The sequence below is a fragment of the Myxococcales bacterium genome (genome assembly GCA_012517325.1).
In the GTDB taxonomy this organism is placed as follows: domain Bacteria; phylum Lernaellota; class Lernaellaia; order Lernaellales; family Lernaellaceae; genus JAAYVF01.
In genome coordinates this window covers 16,426-43,382 of record JAAYVF010000015.1, presented here as the reverse complement: position 1 = coordinate 43,382, position 26,957 = coordinate 16,426, and the positions used below count along the sequence as shown (strand labels likewise).

The window sequence follows — 26,957 nt, the reverse complement described above, 5'->3', positions numbered from 1 at the left end:
TGTGAGAAATTCCGACGGTGGTCGAAGGATGGAGTTAAATAATGCTCCAGAAATTCCAATTTGTAGATACTGTCCCTCTAAATCCATCGGAAATCCGAAAAGCGAAAAGCGGTGGGAGATAAGTAATGTGTCCCCGGAATTCCAGACGGAATTCGCCCGAAAAGCGGAGGGAGATAAGTAATGTGTCCCCGGAATTCGCCCCGGAATTCGCCCGGAATTCGAGCGGAATTCCGAGGCATCCCTTCGAAACGCCGCCTCTGGGTCCGGAAATCGGCCAATTGCTCCTGCCCCTGCCGAGTCTGGGACAGCAGGCGCGCTTCGAAACCGACCACCTCGTCCGTAAACCGGGAAAACCTGTCCAAAAAACGCCATGATTTCAAGGAAGGCTAAATCAGGTTAGAATCGTTTTGGACAGCAGTGAGGATATACAATACATCCTGGGTTGCCAAACCAATACAGCGGTCAAAATCATGGTAGTGTCAACAATCTTTCGCACTTTCATTCGGGTCCCTGTTCGTCATCGGTTTTGGTTTCTACTCCAGACCACCTTTCCTGCCAATTCGGCGGCGGCGGCGCCGTCGGCGTTTTCCACCAGGACAACCAGGATCAGGCGCGGATTTTCGGCGGGCGTCAGGCCGACGAAGAGGCCCAACTGGCGGCCAGCGGCGGTTTCGCTCGTGCCTGTTTTGCCGAGGATCGATAGCAGTGGTTGCGCCTGCCGCACGCGCCGGCCGGTGCCGGTGAGGCAGCATTCGCGCAATCCCTGGCGCAACCAGGCCAGTCCGGTCAACGGTTTGCTTTTGGCCGCACCGCCGAAGGCGGCGCGATAGGCGTTCGCCAATTCCAGCGGCGTCGCGGCGAGGCCGGGTTTCGCGCCCATCCAAACCTCGCAACCCAAGGCGCGAAAGCGCTCGGGCGACGGCAGTCCGGCCCGCAAGCCGTACTCTTCCAGGAGGCGGCGGTAGCGATCGGCGTCGACGAACGCGCAGGCTTGCCGGGCGTAGGCCGAGCACGATTGCGCGAGGGCCTGGCTCAGATTGACGCCGCCGTGGCCCGCCGCGAGGTAGCAGCGCCGCTCGGGCGGATCGGTGATCGGCCGCGCCGGACAATAGAAAGCCCGTTCCGGTTTCAGCCCGCCTTCCATGGCCGCCGCCAGCAGAAACGGCTTCAACGTCGATCCGGGTTGAACGAGCCGCCCCCCCATGTCCGGCGGCAGGCCCGTGGCCGATTCGGCCGTCACCTGGCCGGTCGCGGCGTCCAAGAGCAGCCAATACGAGGCGGAAGGCGGATCGGGCGCGGCGGCCCACAACACGGCAGCCGCCCCCCACCAGAGGCAAAGGATCAGCCGGATTTTCACTGCCAGACCGTTTCCTGGCGCCAGCCGCCCGTCACCGGCACGGCGACCGTAGACAGGGCGGCGAACGAACCGGCGGAGCGCAGCAGGTCGACCAAGGTGGTCGAGGCGAATTCCGAACCGCTGTCGGTGATCGCGCCCAGGTCGTCGGCCTGCCGTAAAAATTTCGCCAGGTCGGCCGCCGCGCCGCCGGCGACCGTCGCGCGGTGCAACGGGCCCGGTTCGCCCGACTTCACGCGGGCGAGCAGCTCGCGCAAGAAGGCGTCGCTCTCGGCGAGGAACAACAAATCGCCCTGCCGCGCGGTGCAGATTCCCGGCGCGCCCGCCATCGTGCCCAGGCAAACGACGCCGTCTGCGGCGCTTTGGGGTGACAGCCGGTCGGCGAGCGCCGGATGCGTTTGGCGCAGATCGGCCGCGGCCGTGCCGGCGACCTCGGCCGGGGTGCGGGTCGTTTCGCGCAGGACCGCGCCGGCGTGCAGCGACCACAAACCGGTTTGCGGATCGAGGTACGGCGCCGCGACCAGCAGGCGGGCGGTCGCGGTGTTTTCGAGATTCAACGCGGCGGCGTCCCAGCCGAGGAACGACCGCAATTGCGCGGTCACGCCCTCGCCGCCGGATTGAAAGGCGACCAGGCCACGGCCGTCGTAGCGCAATTCCGGCGCGGCCGCGGCGGTCGCCGATCCGAGGACGGCGCGTTGCTCGCGCCAGGCGCGCCCGTCGCAGGAGAAGCCGACCAGCGCCGCGTCGGCGGCGGCCAGTTCCGCGCGGTTCCGCCAGACCCAATAAGCGCGGAAATACCGGTCGTCACGCAGGCGCTGCAGATCGAGAAACACCGTGGCGTCGGCATGGGTGACTTCCGGATTGACGGCCGGCAGTTTTTGGAAATCGGCCTCGTGGACGAGCAACGGCGACGCGTCGGGTTTGGCCTTGGCCAGCAGCGCGCCTTCGAGCAGGTCGGCGCCGGTGGCGACGAACAACAGGTCGTCTTCCTGGTAAAACAGGAAACCGATCCCCGTCGCGTAGTCGATCTGCGACCAATAGGTCCGGCCCTCGTAAATCCGCTGCGCGAACTTCGCCTTGTTTTTCACGAAGGCCAGTTCGGCCTGCTCGGCGGCCGGCAGGCGCAGGATCAGCAAAAACTGCAATTCGCCGATGTCGTACAGCGCCAGCACCGTTTCGGAGCGGGCGTGAGCGACCAGCGCCTCCAGGGTCAGCGGCATGCCGGCCAGCGCGCCCAGGCGTTCGGCGCGATCGGCCAGCTTGAGTGCGAGCTTGGAATCGGCGTAGGCGTCGCGCGCCTTGCTCTTCAGATATTCGCCCGCCGCCGGCAGTTCCCGGACGCGGGAGGTCAGGCCGGCGAAGTCGGCCGTGTGAAAGGCCACGAGCGGCCGGCCGGGCACCAGGGTCAGCAGGTTGTCGGCGGACCGCAGCGGCGCCGCCGCCAGCAACGCCGCGAGCAATGCCGCCACCGGCACGGCCAGAACGATCGGTAACCAGATTGCTTTGCGCATGGCTTGCTCCTACTGCGCCAGTTGGTCGGTGGGAATGAAGCGCCGCGGGCGCGCGGCCTTGGCGTCAGCCACCTGTTTTTGCAGGCGGCTCACGACCTGCCGCAGATCGTCGGTCGCCTGGTCGCCCAGGAGGGCGAGCGACACTTCGCCGATCCCCACGCCTGCCGCCGGCCAGTCGATTTTGGCGAACGAACGCGCGATGTCCGCGACCAGATGGTTTTGCTCGTCGACCGGCAATGAAGCGAGCCAGAGTTTGAGCTCATTCGCCTTACCGGCGGACTCCAAGGGGTCGACGCGCTGCCAGGGCGACAGCGGCAGGCCGTGGTAGGCCAGGCGGGCGAGGCCGCGGAACGGCGTCGCCTTCAGTTCCAGCCAGGCAAGACGCCGGGCGAACTGCGCGTCGTAGGGCTGGTAAAGCAGGTAGGCGGCGACGGCCGGCATTTCCGCCGCCTCATCGCCCGTCAGCCGATACGCCGCGGCCCGCAATCGCCAGGTCATCGCCGGGTAACGCAGCGGTTCCGGCACCGCCGCCAGTATTCGCGCCGCCGCCGCGCCGTCCTGCACCGCCAGCTCCAGGTGCGCCAGGACGAACGGGCGCAACTCGGACGGCAGGGATTGAGCGGCGGTTCGCCAATCCTGCGGTTTGTTTTGGGCCGCGATCGAAGCCAGGCTTTGCAACAACCCGTCCAGTTGGAACTGCCCGCCCGATCCCTGGCGCCAGAAAACCGACAGGAATTGGGCCGCGGCCGCGCTTTGTCCGACCGCCAGGTGCGCACGAATCCGCTCGGCCAGCACCGCGGAGTCGCCCGGTGCCAACGCGGCGGCTTTGTCCGCCAGGCGGACCGCCGGCGGGAACTGCCCGGTCGACCGCAAGGTTTTCGCCAACTCGATGAGGCCGCTTTCATCCTCGCCGGCGGCTTCCTCGAGTTCGATCATCCGTTCCTCGGCGGCGGCCCGATCGCCCAGCCGCAGAAACGCCTCCAGGCTGCGCAAATCGGCGACGAACGCGGCCGAGACCGGAACGCGGGTCAGGTCGTTTTCATTATCCCACCGTTCCAACTTCGCCTCGTCGTTGCGGATCGGTTCGTAGAAGGCCAGCCAGACGCGATCGGCGGCCGCGGCGCGGTGTTCGGCCACGAACAGTTGCCGGATGGTCTCGACCGGATTCTGATCGGTGGTGTCTTTCACGAACTGTTTGGCCAACGCTTCGGCGGTCTCCGGCTTTTCGAAGTAAACGGCGGCGCGCAGACGCTGCAGGCGCGTTTCGCTTTCTTCCAGGGCGCCGGGGTCGTTGGCGGCAAGGAAGCCGAGCGCCCGTTGCGCCAGCTTCTTGTCGCGGGCCGTCAGGGCATCGGCCAGGGCGGCCTCGGCGAACCCGCGCCGCGCGTAGACGGTCAGCCGCACGTCGCCGCCGGCCCGTTCCAGCACCAACGACCGGAGCCACGCGGTCAACGCGGGCGGCACGGTTTCTTCATCGATCAGCGTGCTCAGGTCGGCCGCGGAAAAACTCGCGTCGGCCAGGAGGTCGCGCGCCTGTTTCGCGGTCCAGTGGTCGCCGAGATTTTGCCGGGCGAAGGACAGCCATTCACCGGCCGCGTCGCGGCGCGCGTAAGCCGTCAACAACGGCAGCCGGGCGAGCAGGATTTCGCGCCAGCGATTCAGGCCGTCCTTGGCGCGGTCGACTTGCGCCATCAACTCGGCGTAACGGCGAACAGTGGGCAGGGGCGTTTCGGGTTTGGCGATCAAGGTTTCCAAGAGATCGGCGGCGGCGCCGTTTTTGCCCTGCCGCGACAGATGTAGCGCGCGCGCGACGATCATCTCGTCACCGGCGGCCAATTGCGCCGCCTGCTCCAGGAAGGTTTCCGCCGCCGGATAGCGGCCGGCGCGGTCGAGATCGGTCGCCGCTTGCAGATAGGCGTCGGCGGAGAGGGGGTGCCGTTCCGGCCCGGCGTACAGCAGCGGCAGGCCGGCCGGATCGTTTTGCGACAGCAGCCAGTTGGCATAGCCGGTGGCGTAGTGCGTCCAGAGTTTTTCCTTCACCTGACCGGGCGCCGGCTTGGCGTCGAGCCGGCGGCCGATCTGCAGCGGCAGGCCGAGCAATTCGGCGTCGGCTTCCCGGGCCTGTTTGGCGAAGGCCGGGTCGGCCTGGTAGGCGAGCGCTTTTTTCGACAGCAGCCAGCGCGGATCCTGGTCGCGATAGTGGTTGGTCAACGCGGCGACCAGGCGCGCGGTCTGCCCTTGCTCGGCGAGCCAGTAGGTCAGCGGGCCGGGCTGCACGTAGGGCCCGTTCACCAGTTGATCGAGCGGCGCGTCGCCGAGCAGGCCGAAATAACGGCTTTGCAACGGCTGGGGCCGGCGCAGGGTCTTGTCGGTGCCGCGGCCGTAAAGCCGGCCGAGAATTTCCGTTTCCCGGGAATCGCCGTTCGCCCGCGCCAGCACGGCCTGTTCGGTCAGGGTCGCGGTTTCCCGGCCGCCGTTCGGCAGGGCCAGAGCGTCGGCCAGCAACGCCGGCCATGGCCTGGTTTTCGCCTGTTGGCGCAGGAGCGCCGCCAACTGCGCGTCGATTTTCGGCTTGTCCGTCGCGCTCGCCAACTGGGTGTCCAAATCGCGTAACTGCTCGCGCGCGAGTTGATCGGCCACGGCGGGCAGCATGGCGACGGAGGCCGCGCGAACGGCCTTGCCGAACGCCTCCTGCCGCTTGGCCGGATCGGCGGGAATGCTTTGCCGGAGCAGCGACGCGAACAGGTCGGCGGACTTGGCGCGCGCCGGACCGTCGGCGAACTGGCCGAGCCACGACGCCAAGGCGCTGGTGCTCAGGGCGTCGATCTTCGCCAGGGTTTCGTCGATTTTCTTCCGGCCGATCGGATGGGTCCTTTCGCGCGCGGTTTGCAGCAGCCGGCGCACGCCGTCCAGGTCGACGATCGCCTGGTCGATGCCGCCGGTTTCCAGGCAACCGCGCAGCCACAGCCAATAGAAATCGCCGTCCGCCTGCCGGCTGTCGGGCTGATCGAGAATCAGATTCATGGCCTGCACGGCAAAACCGCGCGAGGCGTAAGGCCGGTTGAAGCGTTCGGCCAGCCGGGCCGCCGCGACCACCCGGGACACGTCCACGTCGGGAGCCGCCAGCATCCGGTTCAGCCATTGCTCGGCCTGCTCGGGCCGGTTCGCCAGGTATAGCACCTCGGCGACGCGTTGTTGATAATCGACGCCGGACAAGCGGCGGCTGTCGAGGGTGCGGTAGACGGCGATGGCCTGGTCGAAATCGCCGGCCTTGATCAGCAGCTGGGCGCGTTTTTCGAGCAGGTCGATCCGTTGCGGTTCGTTGGCGACGGCCTTGTCCATCATGGCGGCCGCCGCGGCGTAACGCCCCAGGCCCTCGTCAAGCAGGGCGGTGACGTATTGCCAGCGGAAGTCGCGGTGGGCGCGCTCGGCCTCGCGTTCGTAATAGGCCAGCAGCGGCGCGGTCTGATCGTATCGTTTCGCGTAGCGGAGCGCCGCCAGCACGGGCGCGGGGTCGGGCGCCAGGCGGTTGATGATCTTGATGTGCTCCTCGATGGCGTCGCGCGGCTGTTTCAGGGCGGTCAGCGCCTCGATCAACTTGCCGCGCAGTTCGATTTCGCGATCCTTTTTCGTGTCGCCGCTCAATTGGGCGTCGCGCAGGTTTTTCAGGACCTCTTGGTAAAACGCCACCAGACCGGCGCGGTCGTTTTTCGCGGCGTACGCCTTGGCCATGGCGCCCACGATGGTCGCGTCGGTCGGCTCGACGCGCCGCAACTCGGCCAGCGCCGCCAGCGCGTCGTCCGGGCGGTCGTCCTCCAGGCAGCGGTCGGCGTAAACGAGCCAGCGGTTCGTGCGGCCGTAATCTTCGCCTTCTTGGGCCAGCAAGCGGTAATACGACAGGGCGGTCGCGCGCCGTTCGGTGCGCCAGAAATAGTCGGCGGCGAACCGGCGGGCGGCGGCCCGGGCGGACGAGTCGGCGGCGCGGTCCACCAGTTCACGCACGAGCCGATCGGCCTCGGCGGTTTCCCGCCGGTTTTCATGGTAGACGACCAGCCGCTGCACCATGACCGGGTCGTGGTCGCTGATCGCCAGCAAGCGTTCCAGGCAGGCTTTCACGCCGGGATCGTCGCCGTAGGTCGCGAACATTTCGTTCGCCCCCTCGGCGAACACGGTGTCGCCGTACTTGGGCAGCAGGCGATAAGCGGCGCGCTTGGCCGCCTCGACCTGGTTGCGGTCGCGCCGCCACTGCAGATACGCGAGGCCTTCCTCGCTCTTGCCCTCCGGCCGTTCCAAGCGACGCCAGAACGCCGCGTCGACCGTGTCGTCGGTGGTCTTGCGGGCCCGCACCAGGTAGTCGAGCCGTTGTTTCGCCTCGTACATGCCGGCGGAATAATCCTGGTTCAGCACCACGATGACCAACTCGTCGACCGCGGCGTCGATGCGCCCCTCGTCCTCCAGCAGATAAGCCATTTCCTTGGCGAACAATTCCGGCTGCGTCAGGGTGCGGCGGGCATCGGCGATCGTGTTCTTGGCTTCGACCGGGCGGTAGTAATCCCAGTACAACGTCGCCAGTTCCAACCAGCGGTTGGCGTCGCCGGGCGCGGCGGCGATGAGCTTTTCCCAGTTCGCCACGGCGTCGCGCGGGCGGCCCGCTTCCAGCAGCGTCTCGCCCTGGAAGACGCGGTTTTCGGTCTCCAGCGGCGACCGGTCGGCCAGTTGGCCGTAAGCCGTCGCGGCCTGAGCGTAGAGCGAAACGTCGCGCACCCGGTAACTGTCGGCCAGCGAACGGGAGGCCACGGCCAGCGGCAGGGTCGCGCGCTGGCTCTTGGGCCAGAGGCCGTCCAGCGCGGCGTACCCCTGGCGGACCGCTTCGTATTGCGAGTCGTGTTCCTGCAGGCGCGTCCAGAGGAGCAGCTCGACCGGGCGCACGGTACGGTTCGCCTCGAGCCGCTGCCGCAGACCGGCGATCATGCCCCGCTGGGCGAGCCGCTGCGTCAGTCGCCGCGATAGCGCGGCATCCAGCGCGAAGACGCGCATTCCCAGATCGATGAACTTGTCTTGGTAAGCGATCTCGCCGCCGTTGCTCCAGCCCTTGCTTTCGTAGAAGTCGAGCAGCCGGCGGCTCATGCCGATGTCGGCCGGAAAGCGGCCGAGCGCCACGATGTAGGCTTTTTCGAAAAAGAGGTCGCCGGCCTTTTGGCGGGATTCCTCGCCGACCAGGTTTTGCATGAATTTCGACAATTCGTTTTCGCCCAGCTTGGCGGCGGCGTCGAGCACGAGCGCCTCGAAATCCTGCCGCCGTTCCTGGCGCAGCAGCCAGCGGGCGAATTTGTCGCTCCAGGCGCGGCGGTCGAATTGTTCGATGGCGCGGCGATAGGCGCGTTCCTCGTCGGCGAACAGTTTGTTCTCCTCGGTGAACTTGAGCAGATCGCGCATCGCGGCTTCGTCCTGCGGGTAGCGTTCGACCCGCTCCCACTTGAGCGCCAGAACCTCCGGATAGCGCTTTTCCTTCAATAGAAGAGCGATCAACCGTTGTTGAATCTCTGCCGCGTCCGCCGGCTCGTCGAGACGCAAGGCGGCGGCGAGGGCCTGGCGCAGGGCGTCGATTTCAGCGCCTTTGTCCTGGCGAATCCGGGCGGCGTCGGCTTTCCATTGCAGGATATGGCCGAGGCGCGGTTGCCGGTCGCCGAAGCGGGCGGCCAGTTGATCGGCCAGCTTGTCGAGGCGATCGGGGTCTTTGACGTCCCGATACGTTTCCGCGAGCAGGCTCGCGGCCGGAAAGGCGGACGGCGCGTCGGGAAACAGTTCCAGCGCGCGGTAGGCCAGGCGGACCGCCTGCTGGCGGTTGGCGTAGCGGTTGCCGGTCGCGGGCATGTTCTTCAGGGCGGCGGGCGCTTCCATGCGGTTGGTGCCCAGCGACAGCAACCCGCCGGCCACGCCCGGTTGCCGGTCGGCGAATCCCGGCTGGAAAGCCTGGGCGGGCGAATTGGCCAGCGGCCAGGCGAGGGCGGCGCCGCGATTCAACCGCGTGGCGGCGGCCAACAGCAGTTTCGGATCGTCACCGGCCAGCAAGGCGGCGTCGGCCGCGAGCCGGGCGGACTGATCGGCCATCCCGGCGCTGTGCGCCAGGTCGGCCAGGCCGAGCAATTGTGGCGCGGTCGCGCCGGCGGCGATGCGCGGCAGAGTTTGCTCCAGCGCCGCGCGAGCCGGTTCGTAATGCGCGATCGCCAGATCCAGATTGACCAGTCGGCACAGGGCGGCGGTGTCCGGCCGGGCTTGCAGCGCCTCCGCCAGTTGTTTCCGGCGCGATTCGATGAGGTTGGTCCGCCGCAGGATGTTGCCGTAGAGCTCCCGCAGCGAGTCGTCGCCCTCGGCGATCAACTGTTCTTCCAGGCGTTGGAGCAGCGGGTCGAGCCGGCCGCGCTTCTCGTACGCCTTGGCCAGCAGATCCCACAGATCCCACCGATTTTCCTGATAGCGATCGACCCGCGGCTCCAGCGCCGCGATCAGTTCGTCGTACCGGCGGTTTTCCAACAATTCGCGGGCATAGGCGACCGCCAGTTCGCCGTTTTCCGGAAACGCGTCCAGCAGCCGCAGCCGGGCCTCGTCGACGCCGGTTTGCGGCCGTAGCGCGCGCCGGTTGATTTCGGTCCGTTGGTCGAGCAGGCGCCTGGCGCGCTCCAGCTTTTTCCCGCGCTCCTTCCGGTCGGCGGTGCGGCCTTTTTCCAGAAGCAGAGAGAAATAAGCGTCGATCGCGGTCAACGCCTCGTCCACCCGGTTCTGACCGTCGAGCACGCCGATCAGGGCTTCCGGTGCGCTTTCGTCTTGCGGATCGCGTTGGACGCGGGCGCGGCGCAGCGCGATCGCCTCGTCGATCCGACCCAGGTCGAGATAGGCCCCGACCAGGACGTCGGCCTCCGCGGCGGTCAGATTGGACCGGGCGGCGTCGGCGGCGATGATTGCCTTGGGAGCGCGCGGCGCGAAGCTGTCGGCGCCGAGCAGGGTTTGGCGCTCGACGCCCGGCGCGGCGACCGCTCCGGGCGTTTCGTCCAGCGCAAAGGGCAGCGCCGGCAGATCGACCGCCGGACGCGTTTCGTTCGCGGTGAGTTTCACCAGTTCCGGAAAGGCGGCGATGCGCTCCTGGCTGCCGGGCAGACCGATCTTCGTCCAGCCGGCCTGTCGATCCGCCGGGTGCAGCCAATAGGCGATCAGCCCGCCGACCGGCAGCGACAACAGCAGCAAAACGATCGCCAAACGCGGGATGCGGCGCCGGGCGTTCATGGCTTCACCTCCACGGCGACCAGGGTGCGGCTGACGTTGTGCGCGAAGTCTTCCGCATAGATTTCCAGTTGTTGCCTGCCCAGCGGGGCGCCCGCCGGCACGTCCAGGGTGCCGACGCTGGCCTTGGCCCGCTCGTCCCAATGCAGGCCGACCGTCGGCGCGCCGGGCAGTCGCGCCAGCAGGCGGCGCGTGTCGGCGTCGGCGGTGACGGCGACGCGGACCGCCGAACCGGCCCGCCAGACGGTCGCCATGGCCGGTTTCACGACCGGCGCCCGGCTGTCGAGCACGAACGATTTGGCTTCGACGTATTGACGGCCGTCGCGATCGACCAGCACCAGGCGGCAGATGTACGAGCCGTCCGGATAGTCGGGCGGCGCGAGGAAGCGCACCTGCCAGATGTCCTCGTCGGCCAGATATTGCAGCGGCGCGGTGAGGCCGAACGGGAAGACGGCGGCGACCCGGACGATCTCCGGGCTGGTCCGCACGCGCAGCAGCGGATCGCCGGGGCGGATGACGCGGGGCCGCAGCAGGGCGCGCGGCGCCGCCAGGAAGCTGGTGTAAGGCGTCACGAAGGTGAAGCGCTTGGACAGGGCGACGATCTCGTCCACCCATTCCTGTTTTTCACCCTCGTTGCGGATGCGCTCGACCAGGTAATCGACGCGGGCCTTGGCCCAGCGCCGCCGGATGCCCTCGTGATCGGTCGCCTTCTCGGGCCATTGGATCGCGACGGCCTTTTCGACCGCCTGTCCGGATTCGGCCTGGTACTTCAGAATGAGCCGGTCGTCACCCGGCTTTTTAAAGCGGCCCACGACGGTGGTTTCGCTGCCGGCGAAGACCGCCGGAATCGTCGCGGGGTAGGAATCGAAGACGTTGTCGGCGCGGCCGAACAGCAGGCGGATGCCGCGCAGCATCGCGGCCGAAAGCCGCGCCGCCGTGGCCTTGGCCAAAGCCGCCGCATCGGCGGTGTCGGCGCACCAGGCGTAGTGACCGTCGGCCGAGGCGGCCAGTTGCGTCAGCAAAACGCGGTTGGCGTCGTCGCCGATGCCGACGGCGAACAGGCGCGCGCCGCGGGCCGGCCCGGGCGAGCGGCGAAACGCCTCGATGATCGCCGGGTAACGCAGCAGCCCGACGGTCGGGTGGCCGTCACTGAGCAGGACGATCTGGTTGGCCTTGCCGGGCACGCACAATTCGCCGGCCGCCGCCAGCGCCGCGGACAGGTCCAAACCGCCGGCGATGGTCTGCGCGCGCAGAAACTCGTCGAGCCGCGCCAGCCAGGCCGGCGAAACCGGCTGCGGCGGACCGGCCGCGACCGTGGTTTCGCTGTTGGCGAACAGCAGGGTCAGCTCGTCGCCCGGCGACAATTCCCGACCCAGTTCGCCGATCAATTCGACGGTGCGCAGCAGCTTGTCGCCCAGCATCGAAAGACTGCCGTCGACGACCAGCACGATGTTGCGCCGGCCGACCGCCGCGCCCTGTTGCGGCGGAAAAAGCACCCGGGCCTGATAAAAGCCGTCGCGATCCTGATAATGGCCGCCGGTCGGGCCGAGGTTCCAATCGACCTGTTCCGTGTCGCGGTAGGCGGTCAGGTCGACGGTCGCGTCGGGCATTTCATATTCGACCGTGAAGCTCAGATCCTCGTCGAGGTTGAAATGAGCGGCGGTGAAGCGGGCCTGAAAACCCGTCTCGCCCTGTTCGGTGACCTCGGGCAGCAGGCGTTCGCCGTGGAAGGCCAGCGCGGCGATTTTCAGCCCGTCGGTCGCGGCGATGTCGATCGTCAGCCGGTCGACCGTCTGCTCGTTGCCCTCGTCGGGCCGCAGCGGCAGGGTGAAGTCCAGCCGGCCGCGCTCGATCGGCGCGGGAAACCGGTAGGTGAGTTCGAGCCGCTTGGTGCCGTACGGCGCGATCGGCGCCACCTGCACGGTGAATTCGTTGACGACGCTGGTTTCGTCCTCGCCGCCCATCAGGCCGGGGTCGATGGCGGCGCGGACGATTTCGTCGAAGAGCCGCCGGGCCTTGGTTTTTTCGAGGATGACGCCGGGGATGCGCACCAGGTCGTCCCACACCGCGAAGCCGCTGATGTCGGCCCATTCGGGGATGATCAGCCGGTAACGGCCCTCGAGCGTCCGGTCGTCGTGGCTGGCGTAGATTTGCATCATCTCGACCCGCGCCAGGCCGTGATCGAGCGTCAGCCGGATTTCCAGGTCGGACAGGGTGAGCTGTTCGGCCGCCTGCGGTTCAGAGTCGAAATAGGGAGTCAGCGTTCCGGTGTCGGCCCGGGCCACGCCGCAAATCAGGAGCAACAGCAGGCTAACCGCGATTAAAACGGTGCGCGACATGCGTCAGTCCCTTTCATTCCAGTCTTCGTCGCAGCAAATCCCAGGGCAGGCGGACCAACCCGCGGTCGCCGCCGACCCAGAGGAATCCGGGGGTGGCCGCCAACGCGGTCACGTTCGGCGACAGCAGCGGTCGGTCGATGAATATCCAGCGGCGCCCGTCGCGGCTCGCCGCCAGACCCTTGGTCAGTGTACCAAAGATCGCTACATTGCCAACGCTGATCGCCGCGCCGCCGTTGATGGAAACTCCCGCCGTTTCGGCGGCCGGTTGCGCCCGCCCCTCGGCATCTAGGACAACGATACCCCCGCCGTAGGTTCCCACCCATAAGCGTTCTTCGTGCGGCAGCAGGGCATTGACCCAATTGTGCGGCAAATGGCCCGAGGCGACGTTCAGGTTGCGCTGCACGGTCAGCCCGTCCGCGCCGCCGAGCAACGTCAAGCCGGCCAGCCCGCCCGCCGCGAGTTCCCGGCCGAACGGCGCCAGGCAATAAACCTGGTTGCCGGCCAGCCCGTGAAAGGCGTCGACGGCCCGGATGCCGCCCGGCGTGATCTGCGCCACGCCGCCGCTGGTGCCGACGATCAGCCGCCGGTTTTCAGTTACGACCGCCGTGACGTACCGATGCGGCAATCCGTCCCGGTCAGTCCAGCGGTGGACCGGTTTCAGGCTGCCGTCCAATTGGAAAAGGCCGTTGGTGGTGGCGACCCAGGTGTTCGGGCCGTCCGGCACGATCTGATTGATGCCGAGATTTTCCAACGCGGCCGGCCGCGCCGGCGGATTTTCCGGGTCCAGCGCCCACAGGCCGCGATTGAGCGTGCCGACCAGCACCCGGTCGCCCGCGCCGGCGAGGGCGGCGAGATAGCCTTCGGGCACGGGTTTGAGTTGTTCGGCGGCGATGAGCGACACGGCGGTGCCGGACGGATCGGCGGCGAAGAGGCCGTCGTTGGCGGCGATCAGCAACCTGGCGCCGTCCGGCCGCAGGCGATGGACCGGAACCCCCAGGCTGATCCGATGCTCGCCCGACAGATCGCGCACTTCCCCGGCCGGCCCGCCGACCCAGATTTGGTCGTTCCAGATCGCGATCGCCGAAACGGCGAAATGGTCGAGCAGCCGGGTCGCGCCCAGGGAGTCCACCCGCCACAACGCGGTCGCCGTGCCGACCAGCAGACCCTGTTGATCGACGGCGATCGCTTGCACCGCCCGTTCCCCCACCTCCTTCGGCCAGAGGGATTGCGAACGCATTTTTTCGGATTTCGGCTCCCAGACCGCCAGATCGCCTCCGGCGTTGCCGACGACCGGCTGCCGGTTGAGCAGGCCGAGGCGCGCGGTCGGATCGGGAGTTGCCCGGGCGATTTCTCCGAAGCGGTTTTCGGCGAATTGCAGAACGCGGCCCCGGTTGTCCAGCAACAGAACGGTTTGGCCGTCGGTCCACAGATCGACCAGCGTCGCCCCGTCCGCGGGGAAAAACCGTTCGATCTCGACCGTGGGGGCCGGCGCCGCCCAGTCTCCGTGCAAGACCAGCAGGCCTTCCGGAGACAAGGCAAGCACTTTCCCATTAACCATCTCTAAATGAGACAAACCCGAGCCGGGTAACCCGTTGGCGCGGGTGAGAACCTCCACTTTATTGGATTTTACAATTCCGAGACCTGAATCGGAAGCTATCAAAATCACTTGGTTAATTGCCAACACAGCACGGACTTCGGCCAGGTATGGAAAAATTTTTACACCGTCGTGAACTTGTTTCGGCGCCTGAGTGCTTATTCTTCTGGTAGGAACGGGTTTGGCTTCGAGGAGCCATTGTTTCTTTATTTCTTGATGAACACTGTAGCCAACCCGTCCGAAATATGTTATAAGGATGGCAGCGGATAAAAATATGACCCCAACAAGGATCTTCTTTCTCGAGAGATTCTTTTTCATGGTCATGAGGTTAGGTAACTGTAGTTGGTGAAAGGAAAAAAGCTTATAACGCAATGCGCAAAAATTGGTTGCATTGATTCTCCAGTTCTGATATATTCCAGATCCGTCCGAATGAAGTGAACGGACGAGGTAGAGGTGATACGATGGCGAAAATGCTCAACGACTCCGATTGCATGGCTGCTGAACTGCGAAAACTGCTGGAGCTAGGCGCTAGTGAGAGAATCAGCCGGAACCGCTGCTTCGACAAGTTCTCCACTCCTTTTGGTCGCCGTTTGTTCGCTTATTACCGCACCTGCATGTCCCTGAAGAAAGAGATCGAGGATCCCAAGCGGAACCATCGCATCCGTCTGCACAAGAACCGGGGCGAGATGTTCATGCTCGAGATCATCAACGATCCGATCGCTTATCGCCGCACCGCCACCCTGCCGGTGGAAGTGCGGACCTACTTCGAAGACATGCTCAAGGTCGATAAGCAACTCTAGTCGGTAAAACCTTCCCTGCGCGAAACGCGCCCTCGTTTTACCGGAACCCAGCACGGTGCGCTTTCTCATCTCCGCTGGAGGTGATAAGGCGCACTTTATCAATTTAAAACACCTTCGACAATTTTTCCGGGGTTCCCCGCGCCGATTTGCCGATTCTTGCATCCCGCCTTGAATCGTTTATTGTACCCAAGAGTGAACCCCACCGCGGCGGCGGGGTTCCTTCCCGGCAAAAAAAATCGTGAAACTCGTTCGAGCAACGGGAGGAAATCATGCGGCGGACGGCGATCCTGTTTCTGGTGATGATCGTTTTGGGTTGGACCGGCGCGGTGTACGCGGCGGGGCAGGAGGACGAACCGAAGGACATTCCGAGCCCGATGAAAAAGGCGAAGGCCGGCGGCATCGATTTCGGGCTCTTCGTCTCGGCCGGCAAGGCGGTGCGGATGTTCGATTTCGACCGCCTCAACAGTCGCCTCGCCGTGGCTTCGCGGACCCCGTTCACCGGTTACATCGACGATTGGAATTTCGAGATCGGCGGCGTGGCGACCGGCAACGGCATCTTTACCCTGGGCGGCGGCTTCTACAAAACGGAAACCGGCGGCGACCGGATCGACGCCGAGCTGTCGGGTTACGAAATCATGGCGCGGTGGGGCGGCGCGGTCAACAAAAGCAAAATCGTGATGCTGTCGCCGACCTTCGGCATCGGCTACGCGGCCCATACGCTGTCGCTCGACGGCGATCTGGGCTTGCTGGATCTCGAACACTTGCCGCGCCACGGCAGCGCCGATCTGCGGCAGGCGGGTATGATGCTGGAGGCCGGTTTTCGCGCGGATCTGTTCGGCGCCTGGCCGGACGACACAAAATTCGCCTTCTTGTCGGTTGAAAGCCTGACCATCGGCTGGCAGGGCATTCCGATCGCCAGCGAGTGGACCGAAGGCGACAAGACCGTCGACGGCCTGCCGGACGATTTCACCCATTCGCTTTTCGTGCGGCTGTCGATCGGCCTGGGCGGCGCGGGCCGCGGGTCGGAAGAAAAAAAATAGATCGGGGGCGATGAATCACTTGCCGGCGGACGGATCGAGCGCCTTGATGCTCTTGCCGGTTTTCGGATCCTTCAATAGCTGGGCGGCATAGCGCCGGCCGGTTTCGTTGTCCATTTTCGCCAGCGCGCCGTAATAATTGTAAAGCACGAATTCGTTCGTCGTTTTTCGCGCTTCCGCGTAAATGTATTTGGCGATTTCGTCCGTCGCCGCCGCGGCGAGAATCTTGTAGCGGATGTCGCCGGTCGCCGGATACTGCCGTTCCACCTGGGTGAAAAAAGGAAAATCGGCGGCGGCCGCTCGCGCCGCGTCTTGCAGCGGTTCGGGCACGTTGCCGCAAGGCAGGGTGCCGGCCAGACTGGAATAGAAGATTACCCGATCGGTCGAATCCTGCGGCGTCCAGCCTTTCAGACACAGCAGGTAGGCGGCGCGCGTCCGGATTTTTCCGTAGGGATGGCGCAACAGGGCGGGCGTCTGGCCGACGTCCAACTGGTTGGTCAGGCTTTCCAGCACGAGGCTGACCGACTCGAAATGGTGGTAGTAATCGGCGAGCTTCGCCATCGAGCCCTTGGCGTCGGTTTCCCCGGCGGCCAGGCGTCCGGCTTCGCTCAGGTCGTTGAGCAAGGCCTTGTAGCCCTCGTCTCCCTGGTTGCGAAAGTAATCGACGAAGCCGTCCAGGGTTTCCTTGTCGCGCCAGACGTAGCCGATTTTGGCCAGCATCTCGGGCATCGCTTTCGTGCCCAGGCGGCGCATGACCTCGAAAATGGCCTGTTTTTCGATTTTGTTGTCGGAGGAAAGAGCGCTGGCCAGTTGCGCGGAGATGCTCTCGCCGCTTTTGCTCAGGCGTTCGATCGCTTCCTGGCGGGCGCGCTCGTCGTCGCCGGCCAGGTTGTTCGCCGCTTGTTCGTTCGTCTTCTGGCACGCCGGCAGCAGCCAGCAACTCAGCAATAGCAGGAGGATCGACGTGAATTTTTTCATGGCGCGCATCCTAACAAGGGTCCGCGAGGGCGACAAGGCGTCCCGCTTGTTTGATTGACACTCCGCGAGCCGGTTGTTAAAACCGTCTAGCCGGGTGTTGAAAAAGGCCAGGACGGCCTTTTTCAACATTCTGCTGGGACGGGGTTCGATTTCAAGCAAAGGATTCGCTCCATGTATTTCGGTTTTTCAATTCCGCAGTTGATCTGGTTGGCGGTCGTCGGCCTGCTGTCGCTTTCCATCCTGATCACCACCGTTCGCGCCTTTACCATCGGCCGTCACAAGCATGGCGTGCAGGATATCGTCGATACCGTGCAGGTCCACTGTGTCTCGTGCGATTGGCAAGGCGAGGTGCCGCGGCTGCGCCGCCGCTGCCCGATGTGCGGTGGCAGCAATTTCGCCGCTTAAATAGAAAAACGGCGCCGAACGAATCGTTCGACGCCGTTCCGGTAAACGCGCTATTCGTCGTTTTGCTTTTTCTTCATTTTCTTGATTTTCGTCATTTTTTCGCCGGGGTTTGCCGTCGCCGAGAATTTCGAATTGACGTTGCCGACCTTTTTGGCTTTCTCCACCGCGCCCTTCTGCCGGCCGGAAACATAATAGATCACCGAATTGTCGGGCGCATCCTGCGGCACCAGATCGACCCGGCTATGGAAGAAGGCCTGGTCCTTCGGCAGGTTGAGCGTGAAGGTGATCTTGAACTGTTCCTTTTCTTTCACGGTGATCGGCAGGGTCGACTGGCCGTTGAAATCGATGGCCGCCTTCAACTCGTCGGGTTTGGCGATTTTCAATTCGCTGATGGTGATCGGCCGCGATCCGGAATTGGTCACGGTGACCGTTTCGGTCAGATCCTGGCCCGGTTCGACGTCGTTGAAGCGCAGGCGCTGCGGATCGAAGGCCAGCCGTTCGATGATCGTGCCGGAGATGGTCAGCGTCAGGCGTTCGTTTTTCGGATCGTTGGTGAAAACGGTGATTTTCTTGTTCTGGGCGCCTTTGCGGGAGCCGGCGCTGAACGTCACCTGGATTTCCACGGTCTCGCCTTTTTTCACGAGCTTTTTGCTCGGCTGCGCGACAGTGCAGCCGCACGTGGTGCGGGTCCGTTTGATTTCGAGGTCTTTGTCGCCTTTGTTCGTGATGATGTACGTGTGGTTGACGTCGGTGTTTTGTTCGACGGTGCCGAAATCGAAGTCGGCTTTATCGACGACGGCCTGGGGGTCTTTGGCTTCGCAAGCCGCGAGAAACAGGGCCAGACCCAGAATCAACAGCAGAGGCAAATAACGCATTGGTTTCATGTTCGTGCTCCGTATCCCAAAATTTGTGGCGTACACTAACTCGGGGCGATAGGTTCGTCAATTGCCGTTTTTCGCCCAGGTCGAAAGCAACCCCCATCCTTTCCTGAAGAAGGATAACGGTTGGATCGCCGGAATCCGGCAATGGTTAAAGAAAGGGGCATTTTTTCTTTCCGGAGCGGTCGCCCGGCGGCGCGGGTGGGCTTGTGAATAGATTTGTCTCTTCCAATAAAATTGACGGACCATTTTCGGCCACCATGAAACCTTCGCTCATGGGTAAAACAACGCCTTACTTTTTTCGACATCTCCGGCTTTGGATTCCGGCAATCCGGGCTTGTCGATTTTCTCGCCAGCCGTTAAAAGAAACCCTGCAACCTTGATCCGGAGAAAAGCATGCCCGCCGACGACCTGGAGCGGAAGTTCGCTCATTTGGACCGCGCCGATCTGCTGAAACTGCTTTCCGTTTACGCCCACAATTGGCTGGCCCATGACGGCTGCTGGTTTCTGGCGGGCGAGGAACGGTTCGGGCTGGAGACGGCGATCGAACTGGATATCGAATCATGGCGCCGCTTCACCGTGGCCGAGGCCAAGCGCATTATGAAGACCTTCGGAATTCCGGCCGGCGGCGGCCTGGAAGCGCTGGAAAAGGCGGTGGGTTACCGGCTGTACGCCTGCGTCAACGAGCAGGAACTGCGCCGCGAGGGCGACGCGCTGATCTACGAAATGAAGGAATGCCGGGTGCAGGAGGCGCGGCGGCGCAAGGGCTTGCCGGACTTTCCCTGCAAACCGGTCGGTCTGGTCGAGTACGGCGGGTTTGCCCGGACGGTCGACGAACGAATCGAAACCGAGTGCCTGCGGTGTCCGCCCGACGATTGCGGAAACGGCTATTGTCTGTGGCGATTTGCCCTGAAGAAATAGGAGCCCGAGATGAGAGCGAAGGAAAGCAAGCAAACGCGGATGATCGTCGGCCGGTTGAATCGGTACGAAAAATTGCCGGAGGCCCTGGTGGCGGTCGCCCGGAAATTCAATGTCCGGGCCGGACGGGTATGGGCCATCGGCGGCGTGACGCATTTGAAAGTCACGGAATTCGACATCGCGACGGGAAAATACAAGGAACCCCTCGAACGCCGCGGCATGACCGAGGTGCTGAGCCTGCAAGGCAACTTTTCGCTCCGCGACGGCGAGATTTTTCCGCACCTGCACCTCAATGCCTGCTGGCACGAGAACGGTGAAACGAAAATGATCTCCGGCCACCTGGTCGAGGCTGAAGTGTTTGTCTGCGAATTTCACATCACGGCATACGACGACGTCGAGCTGGTCCGCGAACTGGACGCGGCGACCGGCCTGGCGCTCTGGAATCTGCCGGACGAGGAGTAGCGCCCATGTTCAAGGAATTGCTGTCGCCCGCCGAACTGGAACTGCAAGCCCAAGCGCGCCGTTTCGCCAAGGACCAGGTTTCGTCCGAACTGCTCAAGGCGATGGACCGCGACGAGGTCCGCTACCCGCGTGAGTACGTTAAGGCGCTGGCCGAGGCACGGCTCTTGGGCATCCGCTTCGAAAAACAGTACGGCGGTCACGGGCTGGGCTGGTCGGCCGAGGTGGGCGCGCTCGAGGAAATCGGCATCCTGGGCATGTCGCTGGGCTGCCTCTTTTCCCTGCCGTCGATCATCGGCGAGGCGCTGCACGTCTTCGGCACCCCGGAACAAAAAGCCAAATGGCTCGCGCCCGTGCTGCGCGGCGAACTGTTCTGCGCCGAGGCGCTGACCGAGCCGCGCGGCGGCTCCGACTTTTTCGGCGCCACGACCCGCGCCCGCCGGGAGGGTGATTACTACATTTTGAACGGCCAGAAACGCTTCGTGGTCGGCTCGGAAGGAGCCGATATTTTCCTGGTCTACGCGAAAACCGCGCCCGACGCGCACCCGCACAAATCGCTCTCGGCGTTCATCGTCGAGCGCGACGACACGGTGCAGGTCGAGCACGTCTACGGCCTGATGGGCACGCGCGGCGGCGGCACCGGCCGGCTGGTGTTTCACGACACCCGCGTGCCGGCGGCGAACCTGATCGGCCCGGAAAACGGCGGCGGCCTGGTATTCAACCGGATGATGATTCCCGAACGGATGACCAGCGCGGCCGGCGCGCTCGGCCTGGCGCGGGCGGCGCTGGAAATCGCGACGCATTACTCCACCAAGCGGCGGGCCTTCGGCAAGCACATCGTGCAGTTCCAGGGCGTTTCGTTCCGGATCGCCGAGGCGGTCACGCGGCTGGACGCGGCGCGCGCGCTGGTCTGGGCGGCGGCCAAGCGCATCGACGCCGGGCTCGATTCGCGCCGGATGGTTTCCGAGGCCAAGAAATTTGCGACCGAGGCGGCGTGGGAGGTCATCAACCACGCGATGCAGATCATGGGCGGTATCGGTTACACCAACGTTTACCCGGTCGAGCGCATGCTGCGCGACGCCCGCCTGACGATGATCTGGACCGGCACCAACGAGATCATGAGCCTGCTCATCCAGCACGAATTTTTACAGGAGCAGGAGGCGGAACGGGCCGAAAAACGCGACAGCGAGGCCGACGCCGAGAACGCGAATTCGCCGGACGAAAAGATTTTCGAGTAGCCGATCCCTCATCCCTAACCCTTCTCCCATCAAAGGGAGAAGGGAAATCCGCTTAACCCTCTCCCTCGAATGGGAGAGGGGTCAAGGGTTGGTTCGATCAATTACCTTTCCGGCTCTTCGACGGTCACCAGGTGCCAGACGCGGCGATCGTCGCGGGCATAATCGAGGTAGATCAAAAGTCGCGAACCGTCGGCGGTTTCCAGCAGGAAATTCTTGCGGTGCCGGCGGGTGCGCCAGGTCTGCGCACGGGCGGGCAGCGAGCCGTGGCCGATGTCGAACCACTCGCGAACGACTTCCCGGACTTGCCAGACCCGCTCGCCGTCGACGACCTCCGCCGGCGCGGGCGGATCTCCGTCCAGCTTCACTTCGATTTTCCGGCCGCTGAAACGTCGCATGTTCGTCAATTCTTTATCCGTGGTTCGGATCGACGATAGCAGCCTGGGCAATGCGGGGCAATTGTCGAAGAAAAAACGCTACTTTGCCGGGTCGGGCGGGCCGAATTCGAAGGTGAGGGTGAGATTTTTTTCTTTTTTCGGATCGAGGCCGTGGGCCGACAGCACCAGGCGCAGGTAGGTGATCAGGGTCAGGAACTGCGGTTTGGTCATCGGCTCCCACATCAGGCCGACGCAGAATTTGCCGTCCTGCGAGATGTAGGTGTGGCGGATGGAGCCGTCGAGCGTCAGGTAGTTGCTGCCGTGCAGCTTCAGCTTGATGCCGTTGATCAAGCCGCCCGGTTTGTAATTCATCGGGAAGGGGAACGACAGGCAGATGCCTTCCAGGCTGATGTTTTTAATCAGTACCGTATCCAGAAATTTTTCGCCGCCGACCGCCAGGCAGGTGACCGGCAGGCTGGTCGTCGGCTGCACGCGCATCACCCGCCGTTCGCGCCGGAAGTACATGACCTCGGGCTTGTCGATGATATGGATCGCCTCGTCGAGCGGCTGGGTCAGTAGGCCGTGGTAATTCGATTTGCCGAAGAAATAGATCCGTGAGGTCAGCGGGAAAACGATGTCGATTTCGCTGTCCACCAGCAGGTCGTCCTGCGCCGAGGCCGGTTCCAGTTTGGTGACGAAAACCTGGGTGTGCTTGATCTCCCGCATGAAAGTGTAAAACGGAAAGTGATCCGTGCCGCCGGACAGCTTCAGTCGGGTGTGCTCCTTGCAGGCCAATTCCAAAACCTGGGCCAGCTTGGCTCCGGATACACTTTGCAATTGGTCGGAATGAGTCTCCGGCATGAGTTTTTTTATTTCCTCCCTGAAACGATAAATTAACACGAGCCGGGAAGCGACGGCAAGAACATTTTGATGGTCGATTATTCTTCGGCGGGCCGATCAAGAAGTCGCGCTGAACAGGTACCTCAGACCACGATGTCGATATTCTGCCCGCGGTCGCCGCCGGAAGGCGAGGTCGCGACCGCCGCCGATTCGATCAGCTTGACCGCCGCTTGGCCGGTTTGTTCGATCATTTCGTTGGTTTTTTTCAGGATGGCGACGGCATATTTTTGCTGAAATTGCAGCGAATCGGCCTGGGTCAGAGCGCTGATGGGATCCATAAACCATTCCCCTTCGTTTCCTATCCGGTATTTCGGTAAAAATCCGCCGGAACTTTAGAATGTTGCGCCGGCGGCGGCGCCGCGCGTTCGGAAAAGGCGAACCCGCGCGGCTTTTTATCCGGTTGCTCATTTCGGATCGGGTAATTTATGATGGATCGCAAGGGGAGCACGGCGCGAACCATCCGAATGGAGCAGATACCATGAGTAAGCGACGGGTGCGATGCGTTTCATGGTGTTGGATCCTGACCGTCGTCTGGCTGGCGACGATCGGCGCGGCGATGCCGGCTCTGGCGCAAGATGACGACACGTCCGGCGACGAGGTGGCGGCGATCGTACTGGTCACGAACCAATCGGTCGGCACCCTGGCGCCGGAATTGTACGGCCTGAACCTGCTGGCCGCGGATCACTTCGGCGACGACGCCGGCGGTCTGTGGACTCCCGAAAGTTCGCCCTGCGCCGGTGGGATCGTCGGTTGCTACCAACCGTCCTCGTTCAATCTGCTTCATTATTTGCAGCCGGGATTGCTGCGTTTTCCGGGCGGCCGGGTGGTGCGCAGTTACGACTGGCGGGCCGGCGTCGGGCCGGCGGCCGAACGCGATTATTATTTCGGCACCGACGAATACCTGTATCTGACCCAACGCACCGGCGCCACGCCGGTGATCACCCTGAGCCTGTACGACCCGCAAAACGGCGCCTTCGCCACCGATGACGTCATCGCGGCCGCAGCCATGTGGGTCGACTACGTCAATCACGATTCGCCGTTCGGTCCGGTGACCTATTGGGAAGTGGACAGCGACACCTGGGAAAACTCGGTCAGTTCGGCGAATCCGGACGTGGCTTACAAGCGAGTGCCGCCCGAGGCGTACGCCGAGGCTTTTCTGCGGCTCAGCGAGGTGCTGCGCGAGGTGGACCCGTCCATCCGCCTGGGCGCGGTATCCTATGAATACAAAGGCACCGCCGACACCTATCGGTTGTTGGAGGCGTTCGCCGCCTCGGGCGCCGATACCTCGTTGTGGCCGGACTACCTGGTGATGAGTTTTTACCGGCCGAATTTCGACAAGGACATCTGTAATCTTTACGGCGCGGACCTGGACGCCGAACTGCGGCGGATCATGGCGGCCGCGTTCGCCGCGAGTCGCGAGCTGGAAACGCGGCTGGGCAATCTTTTCGCGGCGATCGACGACGCCTGGGGCGGTTACAAGGCCGACGTGCCGGTTTTCATCAGCGAATACAACACCCAGTTGCTGTTCGCCGAAAATTACACCGACTATCCCGGCCCCGACGATCCGCCGCTTTGTCCGTTCCGCAATCTCTCGGTGAGTCTGGGCGCGGCCGTGTACAACGCCGACGTCCTGTTCACGCTGATGCCGTATACCGACCGGCTGTTGGGCGCGGCGCAGTGGACTTTCATGGATACCGAGGCGGAAGATCCGGGCACTTACGGCATGGCTTACCCGCGCGAGGGAACCGTTGTCGAACGCCCCAACGCCTTGATGATGAAACTGGCGGCGCACGATTTCCGCAACGAAGAGATTCTCCAATCGATCGTCTCGGCCTCGACCTTCGACAACGAGGCGGTCGGCCGCACCCCCAGTTACAAAAGCATCAGCGTCGGTTCCGACGAAAACTACATCCGGGTGCGCGTTCTCCGGCACCGCGAGCCGGTGGAAAATACCCTGGAATGCGGAACGGGCAATATTTACAATCCCGACCCGGTCAGCCAGATTTCCGGCTCGTTTTTCCTCGACAATCTGTCGCTCAAGCAGGACAACATCCCGCCCGCGCTGGCGGTGGAACTGCTCACCAACGGCGATTTCACCGATCCGCTCGACGAGGGTTGGCAAACGATTGCCGATCCGACCGGCGTGACCACCGAGCGGTTGTGCGAGGACGACGAATGCGCGCTGCGGATTCAATTCGCCGACACGGCCGGCAACAACCCCGATTATCCGGGCGCGGTAGCGCAGACGGTCGCGGTGCAGCCGGGAGGCCGCTACCGGTTGAGCTTCGATTTCGCCGCGCAGGAATTGGCGGTCAAAACCCAGAACCTGCTTTGCGATCCGAGTTGGGAATACACCTCGACGCCAGGCGCCTACGCCAACGCTTATTGGGTCCAGTACTCCAGCACGCCCGCGCCGGCCGCCATCGTGGCGGAAAATTGCTACGACGGGAGCCTGTGCGTGGAGGTGCCGATTCTCGGTAATCCCGAGTATTACCATGTGCGGCAGCGCTATTGGCTGGTCAACAACGCGACGCCCGAATTGGCCGATCCGGACACCTACCACGTGGTGGGTTACATCAAAACCGCGAACCTGGACGGGCCGGTGACCATCGAGGCACAAGGCCGCAACGCGGCGGATCAACTGCTGCAGGCGGAGGAATCCTATGGCCTGTTCGGCGATGCCGATTGGACGCCCCAGGATTTCCGTTTTCAACTCGCCGATCGCGCCAACACGGCGTTCATCAATGTCCACCTGCGGCGCAAGGAAGGCCGCAAGGACAACGGCGTGGCGTACTTCGACAACATCCGGATGTACCGCGACGAATACCTGTACGCGCCCCGCATCGCGGTGGACATCTGCCGCGACGCGGCTTGCGGCGATTATCGCACCCTGGAAATGGACGGCGTTCTGGGCACCCATCCCTGGACGGCCGACAGCCTGGGCGGCACGCCCCTGGTGCGCGCGGTGGTCGGCCGGCAGGGCGACGAAGTCAACGTGCTGCTGGTCAACAAGGATCTCGAGCAGACGATCCGGACGCGGGTCGACCTGAGCCGGCTGGATCTGCCGGCGGATCTGGTGATTCTGAAAAGCGTGCTCTTCGGCGCGTCGCTCGACGCCGACAACGAAAACTCCGATCCGGGTTCCGGCAACCAGGTCCTGTTGCAGGGCGGCGAGTATGTCGGCGATCTGACCGAACCGATTTTCGAGGTCGCGTTGCCGCCGTACTCGATCACCGGTTTGAAAATCATGGATCCGACGGTGAATGAAACGGATCCGGAGCCGATCGTTTTCGACGACGACGAATCGCCCGACGATGACGACGCGTCGCCGACGCCCAACCCATCCGGGGATGACGACGACAATGACGACGGCTGCTGTGGCTGTTAGGCGAAGCGGAGATCGGCGCGGATGATCGTTTTGACCTTCAATTCGGGTCCGTTGGCGGGTCAACGCCAGAACTTTTCCCTGCCCGTTGTCCAGATCGGCCGGCTCGACTTCAATGAGGTCCGCCTCTCGTTGCCGACGGTTTCCGGCCGGCACGGCCGGCTGGTGCTGGAAAACGGCAAGTGGTTGTATCAAGACCTGGACAGCGCCAACGGTTCGCGCATCAAGTATGCCGACGGCCGGGAATTGTTGCTGCTCGGCCGGAAGCGGCCGCCGGTGGAAATCGGCGACGGCGATCGGCTGGTCATCGAGAATTGCGAGATCGAAATCGGCCTGCGAAAGGAAGACAGCACCCTGGCCGATCTGACGATCGCCGGCGGCATCGGGCCGGAAAACCTGGAAGTCTCCGATACGGTTTTATCCTCGGTTTCAACCCGCACGCTGAAACTGCTGCATCGGTTCATGCGTCACGTCGCGTCGGCGACCGACGACCAGGCGGTGCTGCAGGAACTGGCCGGCACCGCGGTGCTGTTGTTCGACCAGGCCCGCCGGGCCATTCTGCTGGAAGTGGACGCGGAGGAAAGGGCCACCGTCCGGTTCGCGGTCGACGCCCGCGGCGAGCCGCTACCCGCCGGCGACCTGCCGATCAGCCAGACGCTGGTCAAACGGATCATCGAGCGGCAAAACGGGTTGATCATCACCAACCTCGCCGAGGAAATCCCGACCGCCTCCATCTTCGAAACGAACCTGCGGACCGTCATGGCGGTGCCGCTCTGGGATCTGAACCGGGTGGTCGGCATCGTCCTGGTGGACGCGCCGAAGACGCCGCCCAATTCAATCCCAACGACCTGCAAATGCTGCTTTTCTTCGTCTACCACGGGTCGCTGGCGGCCAGCCAGTTGCGGTTGATCCGCGAACTCAATCGCGCTTTTCTGTCGAGCGTCAAAGCCTTGTTGCGGGTGCTGGACATGCGCGATCCGCATACCAGCGCGCATTCGCTGAAGGTGCAGGCGTTGGCGATGGAAATCGCCGTGGCCCTGCATTTGCCGCCGGAACGGCTGGAAGTGGTGCGATACGCCGCCTTGCTGCACGATATCGGCAAGGTCGGGGTGCCGGATGAAATCCTGGTCGGCAAGGGCAAGTTGTCGGTCGAACATCGCCAGGTCATGAACCGGCATGCCCGACACACCAAGGAAATCCTCAGCCAAATCGATTTTCCGACCGCGCTGGCCGACGTCCCCAACGTGGCGGCCGGCCATCACGAACGGCTGGACGGCTCGGGGCCGCTCGGCCTCGCCGCGGCGGAGATTCCGTTGGAGTCGCGGATTCTGGCGGTGGCCGACGTTTTTGAAGCCCTGACCGCGTCGCGGACCTACAAGGAATTGGAAAGCATGCGGGAGACGATGAACAAGCTGCGGGAAATGGCCGGGACGCACCTGGACCCGGTGGTCATCGACGCCCTCGAACGGGCGCTTACCTTGTGAAGGTCATAGCTTAAAAAACGTCTTT

Annotated in this window: 19 protein-coding genes; 9 read left to right on the top strand and 10 right to left on the bottom strand. The window is 64.0% G+C overall.

The genetic code is table 11. The features are described 5' to 3' along the window. Nucleotides 1-517: 517 nt before the first annotated feature. Genes GX444_03775 through GX444_03755 form a run of 5 tightly spaced genes read right to left on the bottom strand, consistent with a single transcriptional unit; the run spans nt 518 to nt 14,016 of the window. Complete coding sequence (locus GX444_03775; protein NLH47706.1) at nt 518-1,357, bottom strand: hypothetical protein; 840 nt, start codon at nt 1,355-1,357, stop codon at nt 518-520. Beyond that, on the bottom strand, nt 1,354-2,865 hold the full coding sequence (locus GX444_03770) for a hypothetical protein (protein NLH47705.1): 1,512 nt from the start codon (nt 2,863-2,865) through the stop codon (nt 1,354-1,356). The genes GX444_03775 and GX444_03770 overlap by 4 nt, the downstream gene beginning before the upstream one ends. A 9-nt stretch (nt 2,866-2,874) precedes the next feature. Further along, the gene (locus GX444_03765; protein NLH47704.1) at nt 2,875-10,146 is read right to left on the bottom strand and encodes a hypothetical protein; all 7,272 of its coding nucleotides are present in this window, start codon (nt 10,144-10,146) and stop codon (nt 2,875-2,877) included. Continuing rightward, the gene (locus tag GX444_03760) at nt 10,143-12,482 is read right to left on the bottom strand and encodes a VWA domain-containing protein (protein ID NLH47703.1); all 2,340 of its coding nucleotides are present in this window, start codon (nt 12,480-12,482) and stop codon (nt 10,143-10,145) included. The genes GX444_03765 and GX444_03760 overlap by 4 nt, the downstream gene beginning before the upstream one ends. 13 nt (nt 12,483-12,495) lie before the next feature. Further along, nucleotides 12,496-14,016, bottom strand: a complete 1,521-nt coding sequence (locus tag GX444_03755) for a hypothetical protein (protein NLH47702.1) — start codon at nt 14,014-14,016, stop codon at nt 12,496-12,498. A 521-nt stretch (nt 14,017-14,537) separates the two neighbouring features. Here GX444_03755 and GX444_03750 point away from each other — a divergent pair. Further along, on the top strand, nt 14,538-14,876 hold the full coding sequence (locus GX444_03750) for a hypothetical protein (GenBank protein NLH47701.1): 339 nt from the start codon (nt 14,538-14,540) through the stop codon (nt 14,874-14,876). Nucleotides 14,877-15,145: 269 nt separating this feature from the next. Next, nucleotides 15,146-15,916: a hypothetical protein gene (locus tag GX444_03745; protein NLH47700.1), complete on the top strand. Its 771-nt coding sequence runs from the start codon at nt 15,146-15,148 to the stop codon at nt 15,914-15,916. Between the two features lie 15 nt (nt 15,917-15,931). Here the strand turns inward: GX444_03745 and GX444_03740 are convergent, their stop codons facing one another. Further along, nucleotides 15,932-16,891, bottom strand: a complete 960-nt coding sequence (locus GX444_03740; GenBank protein ID NLH47699.1) for a hypothetical protein — start codon at nt 16,889-16,891, stop codon at nt 15,932-15,934. A 171-nt stretch (nt 16,892-17,062) separates the two neighbouring features. Between GX444_03740 and GX444_03735 the strand changes: the two genes are divergently transcribed. Next, the gene (locus GX444_03735) at nt 17,063-17,296 is read left to right on the top strand and encodes a hypothetical protein (GenBank protein ID NLH47698.1); all 234 of its coding nucleotides are present in this window, start codon (nt 17,063-17,065) and stop codon (nt 17,294-17,296) included. 50 nt (nt 17,297-17,346) lie between these two features. Here the strand turns inward: GX444_03735 and GX444_03730 are convergent, their stop codons facing one another. Beyond that, nucleotides 17,347-18,180 (bottom strand): DUF1573 domain-containing protein, encoded by an 834-nt coding sequence (locus tag GX444_03730; protein ID NLH47697.1) that lies wholly within the window; start codon nt 18,178-18,180, stop codon nt 17,347-17,349. A gap of 390 nt (nt 18,181-18,570) precedes the next feature. Between GX444_03730 and GX444_03725 the strand changes: the two genes are divergently transcribed. Genes GX444_03725 through GX444_03715 form a run of 3 tightly spaced genes read left to right on the top strand, consistent with a single transcriptional unit; the run spans nt 18,571 to nt 20,789 of the window. Then, complete coding sequence (locus GX444_03725) at nt 18,571-19,095, top strand: hypothetical protein (GenBank protein NLH47696.1); 525 nt, start codon at nt 18,571-18,573, stop codon at nt 19,093-19,095. Between the two features lie 9 nt (nt 19,096-19,104). Beyond that, complete coding sequence (locus GX444_03720) at nt 19,105-19,554, top strand: DUF296 domain-containing protein (GenBank protein NLH47695.1); 450 nt, start codon at nt 19,105-19,107, stop codon at nt 19,552-19,554. 5 nt (nt 19,555-19,559) lie between these two features. Continuing rightward, a complete protein-coding gene (locus GX444_03715; GenBank protein ID NLH47694.1) occupies nt 19,560-20,789 on the top strand; it encodes an acyl-CoA/acyl-ACP dehydrogenase in 1,230 nt (409 codons plus the stop codon). A gap of 101 nt (nt 20,790-20,890) precedes the next feature. On the opposite strand, the gene GX444_03710 is transcribed toward GX444_03715, so the two are convergent. The 3 genes from GX444_03710 to GX444_03700 form a co-directional block, all read right to left on the bottom strand. After that, entirely contained in the window at nt 20,891-21,184 is a 294-nt protein-coding gene (locus tag GX444_03710; GenBank protein ID NLH47693.1) for a hypothetical protein, read from the bottom strand. Nucleotides 21,185-21,262: 78 nt separating this feature from the next. Then, on the bottom strand, nt 21,263-22,024 hold the full coding sequence (locus GX444_03705; GenBank protein NLH47692.1) for a PilZ domain-containing protein: 762 nt from the start codon (nt 22,022-22,024) through the stop codon (nt 21,263-21,265). A 122-nt stretch (nt 22,025-22,146) separates the two neighbouring features. Then, nucleotides 22,147-22,341 (bottom strand): putative motility protein, encoded by a 195-nt coding sequence (locus GX444_03700; protein ID NLH47691.1) that lies wholly within the window; start codon nt 22,339-22,341, stop codon nt 22,147-22,149. Between the two features lie 200 nt (nt 22,342-22,541). On the opposite strand from GX444_03700, the gene GX444_03695 reads away from it, so the two are divergent. The 3 genes from GX444_03695 to GX444_03685 are packed head-to-tail and all read left to right on the top strand — an operon-like array spanning nt 22,542 to nt 26,932. Next, the gene (locus tag GX444_03695; GenBank protein NLH47690.1) at nt 22,542-25,451 is read left to right on the top strand and encodes a hypothetical protein; all 2,910 of its coding nucleotides are present in this window, start codon (nt 22,542-22,544) and stop codon (nt 25,449-25,451) included. 21 nt (nt 25,452-25,472) lie between these two features. Next, nucleotides 25,473-26,357, top strand: coding sequence for an FHA domain-containing protein (locus tag GX444_03690; protein ID NLH47689.1), 885 nt, complete (start codon nt 25,473-25,475; stop codon nt 26,355-26,357). Next, the gene (locus GX444_03685; protein ID NLH47688.1) at nt 26,303-26,932 is read left to right on the top strand and encodes an HD domain-containing protein; all 630 of its coding nucleotides are present in this window, start codon (nt 26,303-26,305) and stop codon (nt 26,930-26,932) included. Before GX444_03690 ends, GX444_03685 begins: the two co-directional genes overlap by 55 nt. The last annotated feature ends 25 nt before the right edge of the window (nt 26,933-26,957 follow it).